The organism is Rhizobium sp. CG5 (genome assembly GCF_023701945.1).
Taxonomy (GTDB): domain Bacteria; phylum Pseudomonadota; class Alphaproteobacteria; order Rhizobiales; family Rhizobiaceae; genus Allorhizobium.
Genome location: NZ_JABAEF010000028.1, coordinates 50,492 through 59,260, shown reverse-complemented (window position 1 = coordinate 59,260; position 8,769 = coordinate 50,492). Strand labels below are relative to the sequence as shown.

Annotated in this window: 8 protein-coding genes; 5 read left to right on the top strand and 3 right to left on the bottom strand. The window is 59.5% G+C overall.

Going from position 1 to position 8,769, the window contains the following annotated elements; all coding sequences use genetic code 11:
- Positions 1-290 precede the first annotated feature (290 nt).
- From traA to HGO38_RS28795, 4 genes are read left to right on the top strand one after another with little or no spacing between them, the layout of a single operon-like run.
- Positions 291-3,614, top strand: a complete 3,324-nt coding sequence (gene traA / locus HGO38_RS28810; protein ID WP_250959225.1) for a Ti-type conjugative transfer relaxase TraA — start codon at positions 291-293, stop codon at positions 3,612-3,614.
- Positions 3,611-4,177: a conjugative transfer signal peptidase TraF gene (traF, locus tag HGO38_RS28805; protein WP_250959224.1), complete on the top strand. Its 567-nt coding sequence runs from the start codon at positions 3,611-3,613 to the stop codon at positions 4,175-4,177. Before traA ends, traF begins: the two co-directional genes overlap by 4 nt.
- Positions 4,167-5,333, top strand: a complete 1,167-nt coding sequence (locus HGO38_RS28800; protein ID WP_250959223.1) for a conjugal transfer protein TraB — start codon at positions 4,167-4,169, stop codon at positions 5,331-5,333. Before traF ends, HGO38_RS28800 begins: the two co-directional genes overlap by 11 nt.
- 17 nt (positions 5,334-5,350) lie before the next feature.
- The gene (locus tag HGO38_RS28795; RefSeq protein WP_250959222.1) at positions 5,351-5,962 is read left to right on the top strand and encodes a TraH family protein; all 612 of its coding nucleotides are present in this window, start codon (positions 5,351-5,353) and stop codon (positions 5,960-5,962) included.
- Between the two features lie 32 nt (positions 5,963-5,994).
- Here HGO38_RS28795 and HGO38_RS28790 read toward each other — a convergent pair whose 3' ends face one another.
- The 3 genes from HGO38_RS28790 to HGO38_RS28780 form a co-directional block, all read right to left on the bottom strand.
- The gene (locus HGO38_RS28790; protein ID WP_250959221.1) at positions 5,995-6,615 is read right to left on the bottom strand and encodes an RES family NAD+ phosphorylase; all 621 of its coding nucleotides are present in this window, start codon (positions 6,613-6,615) and stop codon (positions 5,995-5,997) included.
- Positions 6,616-7,371, bottom strand: coding sequence for a hypothetical protein (locus HGO38_RS28785; protein ID WP_035227102.1), 756 nt, complete (start codon positions 7,369-7,371; stop codon positions 6,616-6,618).
- Between the two features lie 133 nt (positions 7,372-7,504).
- Positions 7,505-7,756 carry a type II toxin-antitoxin system VapB family antitoxin gene (locus HGO38_RS28780; RefSeq protein ID WP_250959220.1) on the bottom strand — a complete coding sequence of 84 codons (252 nt, stop codon included), beginning with the start codon at positions 7,754-7,756 and terminating at the stop codon, positions 7,505-7,507.
- Positions 7,757-8,061: 305 nt separating this feature from the next.
- Here HGO38_RS28780 and traR point away from each other — a divergent pair, with 305 nt between their 5' ends.
- Positions 8,062-8,766, top strand: a complete 705-nt coding sequence (traR, locus tag HGO38_RS28775; RefSeq protein ID WP_113434885.1) for an autoinducer-binding transcriptional regulator TraR — start codon at positions 8,062-8,064, stop codon at positions 8,764-8,766.
- Positions 8,767-8,769 lie beyond the last annotated feature (3 nt).

Genomic DNA, 8,769 nt, shown 5'->3' with positions numbered 1-8,769 from the left:
GGGCAAGTTCTTCGCGGATTTTCGACGTTGGCTTCTTCATCGGGATGCAATCTCCAGTGATATCCGTGGAATGGTGGGATGAGAGTCCTCGATTTTTCCCCGGCAGGACAGGTACAAATTTGTACCTCGCCAAAGCGTCAGCATTTGGCGAATGATCCCGCCGCTCGACAAGAGCGGATCCAAGGGCGCAATTATACGTCGCTGACGCGACGTTCTGCTTTTGCCCCCTGGCGGGGCCACCTCTTGCGATCAACCAGTTGATTTCATTCGTAAGAAGGAGCGATCCGCCCGTGGCCGTCCCGCATTTCTCAGTCAGCATCGTCGCCCGTGGCTCTGGCCGCAGCGCCGTGCTGTCTGCGGCCTACCGGCACTGCGCCAGGATGGACTACGAGCGGGAAGCACGCACAATCGATTACACGAGGAAGCAGGGTCTTCTGCACGAGGAGTTCGTGATCCCTGCCGATGCGCCAGACTGGCTGCGCGCCATGATCGCCGATCTCTCGGTCTCGGGTGCCTCGGAGGCGTTCTGGAACAAGGTCGAGGCGTTCGAGAAACGGGTCGATGCCCAGCTCGCCAAGGACATTACCATCGCGCTCCCGATCGAGCTCTCCTCCGAGCAAAACATCGCGCTGATGCAAAACTTCGTTGCCGAGCATGTCACGGCGAAGGGTATGGTCGCAGACTGGGTCTATCACGATGCGCCAGGCAACCCGCATGTCCACCTGATGACGACATTGCGGCCTATGAGCGAGGACGGGTTCGGTGCCAAGAAGGTCGCTGTTCTTGGGCCAGACGGCCAGCCCATGCGCAACGACGCCGGCAGAAGAGTCTATGAGCTCTGGGCGGGTGGCGCTGAGGACTTCAATGCTTTTCGTGACGGATGGTTTGCTGTGCAGAACCGGCACCTGGCGCTTGCCGGGCTGGACATCCGCATCGATGGCCGATCCTTCGAAAAGCAGGGTATCGACCTGACACCCACCATTCATATTGGGGTCGGCGCCACAGCCATCGAGCGAAAATCGGAAACGGTGAACGGGCCGGCCACAGCCCGGTCACGGAAGCTCGAGCGGATCGAATTGCAGGAAGAGCGGCGCGCGGAAAACCTCCGGCGCATCCAGCGCAATCCCGGTATCGTGCTCGATCTGATCACCCGGGAGAAAAGCGTTTTCGACAACCAGGACGTGGCGAAGGTCCTCCATCGCTATGTTGACGACGCGGCTCACTTCCAGAGCCTGATGGCGCGGATCATGCAGCATCTGGACGTGCTGCGTCTTGACCGTGAACGGATCGACTTTACCTCCGGCGTCCGGACACCGGCGCGGTACACGACGCGCGAGATGATCCGCCTTGAGGCCGAGATGGCAAACCGGTCGATCTGGCTGTCCCAGCGATCATCACATGGCGTCCGTCAGAAGATCATCGAGGCAGTGTTCGAGCTCCATGAGCGCCTCTCGGATGAGCAGAAAACGGCCATCGAGCATGTTGCAGGTCCTGAGCGGATTGCAGCCGTGATCGGCCGCGCCGGCGCCGGCAAGACCACGATGATGAAGGCCGCACGCGAGGCCTGGGAGGCGGCCGGTTATCGTGTCGTTGGTGCCGCCCTTGCGGGGAAGGCAGCAGAAGGTCTGGAAAAGGAAGCTGGGATCGGCTCGCACACATTGTCGTCCTGGGAACTGCGCTGGGCCCAAGGTCGCGACCATCTCGATGACAAGACCGTTATGGTCCTCGACGAAGCCGGCATGGTCTCTTCGAAACAGATGGCGCAGCTTGTTGAAGAGGCAACGGTGCGCGGGGCAAAGCTCGTTCTCATCGGTGATCCCGAACAGTTGCAACCGATCGAGGCAGGTGCCGCCTTCCGCGCCATCGCTGATCGCATCGGCTACGCCGAACTCGAAACCATCTATCGCCAGCGCGAGCAATGGATGCGCGACGCTTCGCTCGATCTCGCCCGCGGCAACATCGCCAAGGCTGTCGCATCCTACAGCGCAAACGGTCGGATGATGGGATCGACCTTGAAGTCGCAAGCCGTCGAAAACCTTATCTCCGATTGGAACCGCGAATACGATCCGGCCCGGTCCTCGCTGATCCTCGCCCACCTTCGCCGCGACGTGCGGATGCTCAATATCCTGGCGCGCGCCAAGTTGGTCGAGCGCGGCCTTGTCGATGACGGTCACGCCTTCAAAACCGAAGATGGTGTCCGCCATTTCGCTGCTGGCGATCGGATCGTCTTCCTCAAGAATGAAAGCTCGCTTGGCGTCAAGAACGGCATGCTGGCCAAGGTGGTGGAAGCCACCCCGGGGCTTATCGTTGCCGAAATTGGTGAAGGCGAAAATCGCAAAGCTATCAGCGTAGAGCAGCGGTTCTACAACAATGTCGATCATGGATATGCGACCACGATCCATAAGAGCCAAGGAGCGACCGTCGACAGGGTTAAGGTTCTGGCCTCGCTGTCCCTCGACCGCCACCTGACCTATGTGGCGATGACCCGTCATCGCGAGGATCTCGGCGTCTATTATGGCGCGCGATCCTTCGCCAAGGCGGGCGGCCTAGCCGAGCTTCTATCGCGCAAGAACGCAAAGGAAACGACGCTCGACTACGAGAAGGGCGCCTTCTACCGCGCGGCCCTTCGCTTCGCCGACGCGCGCGGCCTGCATCTGGTCAATGTCGCGCGCACCCTCGTTCGCGACCGCCTCGACTGGACCGTTCGGCAGAAACAGAAGCTCGTCAATCTCACCGCCCGCGTGGCGACGATCGGCGCACTGCTCGGTCTCAAGCGCTCGAATACCCAAGTGACCCCGAAACCCGTTATGGAGGCAAAGCCAATGGTATCAGGCATCACGACGTTCCCGAAATCGATCGATCAGGCCGTTGAGGATCGCCTGGTCGCCGATCCCGGTTTGAAGAAACAATGGCAGGAGGTCACGACACGCTTTACCCAGGTCTTTGCCGAGCCGGAGACCGCGTTCAAGGCGGTCAATGTCGATGCCATGCTGAAAGATCCGGCAAGAGCGCAGACAACGCTTGCGAAGATCGCAGCTGAGCCGGAAAGGTTTGGAGCGCTCAAGGGCAAGACCGGCATCTTCGCCGGAGCGACCGAGAAGGCCGCGCGCGACACGGCGCTTGTCAACGCGCCTGCCCTGGCGCGAAACCTTGAGCGCTATGTTACGGCGCGGGCCGAGGCAGAGCGCAAGCACGAAGCGCAAGAGCGGGCAATCCGTCTCAAGGTCTCCGTCGGCATCCCTGCCCTCTCTCCATCGGCCAGGCAGACGCTGGAGAGGATCCGCGATGCGATCGATCGCAACGATCTTCCCGCCGGTCTCGAATATGCGCTGGCCGACAGAAACGTCAAAGCGGAACTGGAGGGCTTTGCCAAGGCTGTGTCCGAGCGTTTCGGAGAACGCAGCCTGCTGCCGATCTCTGCTAAAGATGCAAACGGCGAGACCTTTCACAAATTGACGGCCGGGATGAACCCTTCGCAGAAAAGCGAAGTGCAGTCGGCTTGGAACAGCATGCGCACTGTGCAGCAACTCGCCGCGCACGAGCGCACCACGCTGGCATTGAAGCAGGCTGAAACAGCGCGGCAAACCCAGACCAAGGGGCTCTCCCTCAAATGATTATGATGATGCGTGAAGGTTGGACGATGCCTCGTCAACGACGCCGCGCCTGCGTCACGATATCCGTGGCCGCTGGCATGTTTGGCGTCCTTTTTGCTGCTGGTTGGAGTGGTGGTCTGCGCATCAACACGACGCCGAGTGAGCCGCTCGGCCTCTGGCGCATCGTTACGCTCACCCGCCCGGTCCTGCCCGGCGAAACAGTTTTCGTCTGCCCGCCTGACAATGCCGCCATGCGCCAGGCGAGGCAGCGTGGCTATCTCCGCCCGGGACTTTGCCCCGGCGGGTTTGGGCCGCTGATAAAGACTGTCATCGCGGTGGCGGGACAGCGCGTGGACGTCACCGATCACATCGCAGTTGACCGCGTACCTATCCCCGGCTCCCGCATCATGGAGAAGGACGGACAGGGGCGATCTCTTCAGCCCGATCAAAGCGGAATGGTGCGAGCCGGAGAGGTGTATCTGCACTCCGACTTCATCGGCTCATGGGATTCCCGATATTTCGGGCCGGTGCCTGTGTCAGGCGTGCTCGGTCTGGCGCAAGAGGTGTTGACCTATGCGCCGTGAGGTCATGATGATTGCCGTTCTCGTTTCGCTTGCCGTGTTCGTCGGGGCGGTTGGCTGGAGCGGCCAGGCGTTCCTGCTCCCTGCGGCAACACTCTTCCCGCTTCTGTGGGCATTGTCACCAACGCGGATCGCAGCGGCCGTCGTTGCGGCCGGCTATTTCCTCGCGGCGTCGCGAGGATTGCCTGCCGGCGTTGCCCAGTTCTTTTACGCCGACCTCTGGGTTGGCCTCCTCTTCTGGATAGCGGCGGCATCGTCCTTCATTGCCGTCCATGCGGTACTCTGGACAGTGCGGGGCGGATGGGCAAAGCCCGCGCGCTATCTCATGGTCCTTGGTCTCACTGCTTTTCCACCACTCGGGATCACAGGCTGGGCGCATCCGCTGACAGCGGCCGGCATACTGTTTCCGGGATGGGGATGGTGGGGGCTGCTCGCTTTGACAGCCGTCCTGATCGGTCTCGTAACCCGGATCGGGCCGGCTATCGCCATTGCCCTGCCAGGTCTATGGCTTTGGTCCGCCGCATCGGGGACACATCAGATTCTACCAGAGGGGTGGCGTGGTGTTGACCTTGAAATGGGTGCGAGCCTTGGCCGCGATCAATCCCTTCAACGTCAACGTGACCTGGTGACGGATGTTCGGCAGGCTGCCGGAACACGAGAGACCGTCGTCGTGCTTCCCGAGAGCACTCTGGGCTCTTGGACGCCAACGCTTGAACGTTTCTGGCGGAATGAGCTGCAAGGAACGCACGTGACTGTGGTCGCCGGCGCGGCGGTCGTCGATGCGGTTGGCTACGACAACGTCATGGTGGCCATCGATGCGCATGGGGGGCGTGTCCTCTATCGTGAGCGCATGCCTGTACCGGTTTCGATGTGGCGTCCATGGGAGCGATGGACAGGAGAGACTGGCGGCGCCCGCGCCAACCTCTTCGCCAATCCTGTCGTCGAGGTTGCGGGCCGAAAGATCGCGCCGCTCATCTGCTACGAGCAGCTCGTACTTTGGCCCATTCTCCAGTCGATGCTTTATAGACCCGACGCGATCGTTTTGATCGGCAATGGCTGGTGGACGACTGGTGGCAACATCATCGCTATCCAGCGCGCGAGCGCCAAAGCCTGGTCCGCTCTGTTCGGCGTTCCCCTTGTGATTTCCTTCAACAGCTGAACTTTGGAGCCTTCGTCATGGATGCTGCCTTTATCGCGGAATGTGCCGATCCCTCGCTGAAACCCGCCATCGTCGAGCAGTTCGTAGCCGCTGTCGGTCCTGGCGATCCGCTGGCCGTCACGGTGAAAGCCGGAGGACGGCTCATCCTCGTACCAAAACCGAAGACGCCCGACGAGGCTATGGAGATCATACGCCAGTATGTCGGGCAAGCCGTCGTGCGTGTGGGCCTTACACAGTTCCCGGCGGGTGTCGGCGTGAAGGACGCATCCGAGCTGAAACCAGATCTGATCGCACCTTGCGAAAACCTTCGCATGGGGACGAAGATGTTTTCCAAGATCATGCGCATCGTTTCAAAGTGGTATGGCAACCCAACGAGCAGTGAGGTGCTCCCGCAGATCTTCGAAGATGCCGTTTACGCCTGGAAAACCGGCCAGTTCGAAGGTGAAAGCGTGTTTCAGGCGGAGGATCCAGGAAGAACAATCGTCGATCGGAAGGAAGTTTCTTCGGATGCCGCGGACAAACCTGCTGATGCCACGCCCTCCCAGAGCGAAGCGGATCCCTCAGGCGAAAAAGAGGTTGGGACTGCGGGAATTCGGGTCGATTTGTCCCGGATCGGTGGGCAGAAGTAGTGCTGGATCCGGCTTCGACGACAGGTAAAATATCAGGGATCAGGTTCGACAAGTGCGACATTGAGGTCGTTTAGTATATCAGCCAGACCCGGCGCGCGGATCAGCTTCGTCGTGCGGACCGCCTTCAGTTTTCCAATAGCTCGATCGAACACTGCAAGGTTGGTGTGGCCGTTGAGCCGAGACGGGTAGATGATGCCGTCCACCTGGCTGTCGTGTTCATTGAAGGCGACCGCCCACTTCCGTGCGAGGGATTGCTTTGAGCCCTTCGCGACATCCGTCGGCACACCCATCTTGATCGGCCCGTCGTCTCGAAGATCGACCATCATCAGCGGATTGATGACCTCGATCTCTGCGAAATTGCGGTCGTACAATTCGGATTCAGCTATCGGCAGGTCGCCGAGGACCCCATCGCGTTGATCGCGCAAGACGGCTTCGAGAAAGCACACCTTCACCGTATCGCCCAAATAGAGCACCCCGAACCGGTTAGCGAATTTGCGCCGGCGTGGATCGCTGAAACGGCTCGGCGTTTTACCGAAGCCTAGTGGATCAGGGTAGGTGCCCAGATAGATGCGACCGAACCGAAGTCCGGCTGGGACCGTATGCAGGTGAAGGCTTGCATTTGCAAAGCCGGGAGGCGGCAGAACACGTGCCATTCAGCGGAAATCTCGACCAATGCTCTCGACAACCTCGAGCGCTTGCTCGGTCCGTCCCCGCTCCAATGCCTCGCGACCTGTCAGTCCGTCCAGCTCTCCGTGGGGCTGGACCAGGAACCGGTAAACTGCCCAGGCTCCGCCCAGTCGCTCGTGGAGCGTTGCAAGCGCTGCAAACGGCTTGCCATCGGCATCGATCTGCCAATCCGGGAAGCGAAAGCCGCGTTTCGCGCCATCCAGCCCCAATACCAGTCCGGTCTGGCGCTTTGAATTCACCGTCACCCTTGTCGTGCCAAGCAGCTTGGCGAATTCGTCGGCATTCAGCATGTCAGTGCCGCTGAGAACCTCAGCAGCCTTTATGCGTCCCCGCGCCCGTGCGGCCACCAACGCCTGCTCCAACTCCGGATCCAGTGCATCGTTCTCCTCTACGACAGGCACCGTTGTCATTTCCACCGCCTCAACGGGAGTGACAACCATCTCACCTTCGGAATCGACATCGACACGGAAGCTGACCGGGTGGCCAGCAGAACGGCTTTTTGCGATCGCTTGACCATATTCCTGGAGGAGCGCCTTGACGCGATTGGGATTGCCGGTCAGGGCTTTTGATGCATTGTCCGGGATCTTGATCTTGAAGGCGGCTCTCCCCTTCGCCAGCGGGGCGGCGCCTGTGGTCAGGAAAAAAGCCATGGATTCAGCGCCCGGTTTTTCGCGCCCGCTTGCACCGTCACGTATGCTGGTTTTGGACTTCAGAGATGCCATCTCTCACCCTCCGTTCGGAGAGCTATATATGGCAAGGTTGGTTAAGTTCGTCAAGTTGGTAAAGCCGTAGTGCTCCTGATCTTCTGTGTCCTGATTGCGGCTACGTGGACGACTGCGGAGTGATCGACGACAATCATGGTTCATGCAGGTCGTCGAGGATTTCTTTCGGGGATGATGTATCAAGCAGCGGCAGGGCAGAAACCTTCTCCCCGATCGCTGTCATCTGTTCGACGGTCATGCGATGTCTCACAGGCAGGTCGCCGAAAACCCCGAGGGCCTGAGCTTCACGTTCGAGGGCAGCGCGTATGATATCGTCCGGTCTGCGCCCGACACGGGCCGCAATTTCCCGGGCAAGCTGTTCGGTGTCGTGGGTAAGCTGCAACATGGGTTCGCTCTAAATGGGTCCTTCCATGTAAAGCATTTCGCAAAACAATGACAGATTTCTGCTCAGGGGCCATGAAGCTGAGATCGCTTGGCCAATTGTGAGCTGACACGTTTTCCGCGAGTAAGCAAAATCCGTGGTTTGCAATTCCGAGAAAACGATTTAGAAAACCATTCCATCATGGTCAACTTACGCGATTGAATATGCTTCATTCTTTACCAGGTCACTGTTCGCGCGCGTCGCGGTCCCTCTGACTGCCGACGCACTTCGCCACCGCGGAACGGGTGCGATTTACAGGGAGAGTATGGATGACAAACTGGGTCGAGAAACTGCTGGATATCACTGTGATCGGAAACGATCAGTCCATGGTCAAGGGCGCACTGGCCAATCTTGCTGATCGGTTCGATTTTGTGGGCTATGCCTTCGTCAACATTCGTCCGGGGCAGACCTATGCGGTCTCCAACTACGATATCGACTGGCAGAAAATCTATGACACGCTGGACTACCGGTTCATCGATCCGGTCATGCGGCAGGCCCAGTTGATAAGGCGCGCTTTCGCCTGGTCCGGTGAAGCCGACAAGAGTTCGTTGTCAAAAGAGCAGAAAAACTTCTTTTCGAAAGCCGCTGACTTCAACATTCGCTCGGGCGTGTCCATCCCGGTCGCCACCGCCAACGGTGCCATGTCCATGCTGACCTTTGCATCGGCGAAGCCTTCTCTTGCCAGTGATATGGAGATTGATGCCATTATGGCTGCATCAGCGGTCGCTCAACTTCATGCCCGTCTTGAGCACTTGCGTGTCACGCCCTCCATCGAGGAAAAGATCGTCCTGACGCCGAAGCAGGTGAACTACATTCGCTGGCTGTCGCTTGGCAAAACCGTCGAGGTGATCGCTGAGCTGGAGCAGGCAAAGTATGCTGGCGTCCGCTCTGCGATTGACGATGTCAGAACGCGCTACAATCTGGCCAATCATGCGCAGGTGGTGGCTTTGGCTATCCGACGCGGCCTGATTTAGGCT

Bases quoted from the DNA above. Each gene is read 5' to 3' on its own strand.
- traF (WP_250959224.1), top strand. From the start codon at position 3,611: ATGATTATGATGATGCGTGAAGGTTGGACGATGCCTCGTCAACGACGC.
- HGO38_RS28800 (WP_250959223.1), top strand. From the start codon at position 4,167: ATGCGCCGTGAGGTCATGATGATTGCCGTTCTCGTTTCGCTTGCCGTG.
- HGO38_RS28795 (WP_250959222.1), top strand. From the start codon at position 5,351: ATGGATGCTGCCTTTATCGCGGAATGTGCCGATCCCTCGCTGAAACCC.
- HGO38_RS28790 (WP_250959221.1), bottom strand. From the start codon at position 6,615: ATGGCACGTGTTCTGCCGCCTCCCGGCTTTGCAAATGCAAGCCTTCAC.
- HGO38_RS28785 (WP_035227102.1), bottom strand. From the start codon at position 7,371: ATGGCATCTCTGAAGTCCAAAACCAGCATACGTGACGGTGCAAGCGGG.
- HGO38_RS28780 (WP_250959220.1), bottom strand. From the start codon at position 7,756: ATGTTGCAGCTTACCCACGACACCGAACAGCTTGCCCGGGAAATTGCG.
- traR (WP_113434885.1), top strand. From the start codon at position 8,062: ATGACAAACTGGGTCGAGAAACTGCTGGATATCACTGTGATCGGAAAC.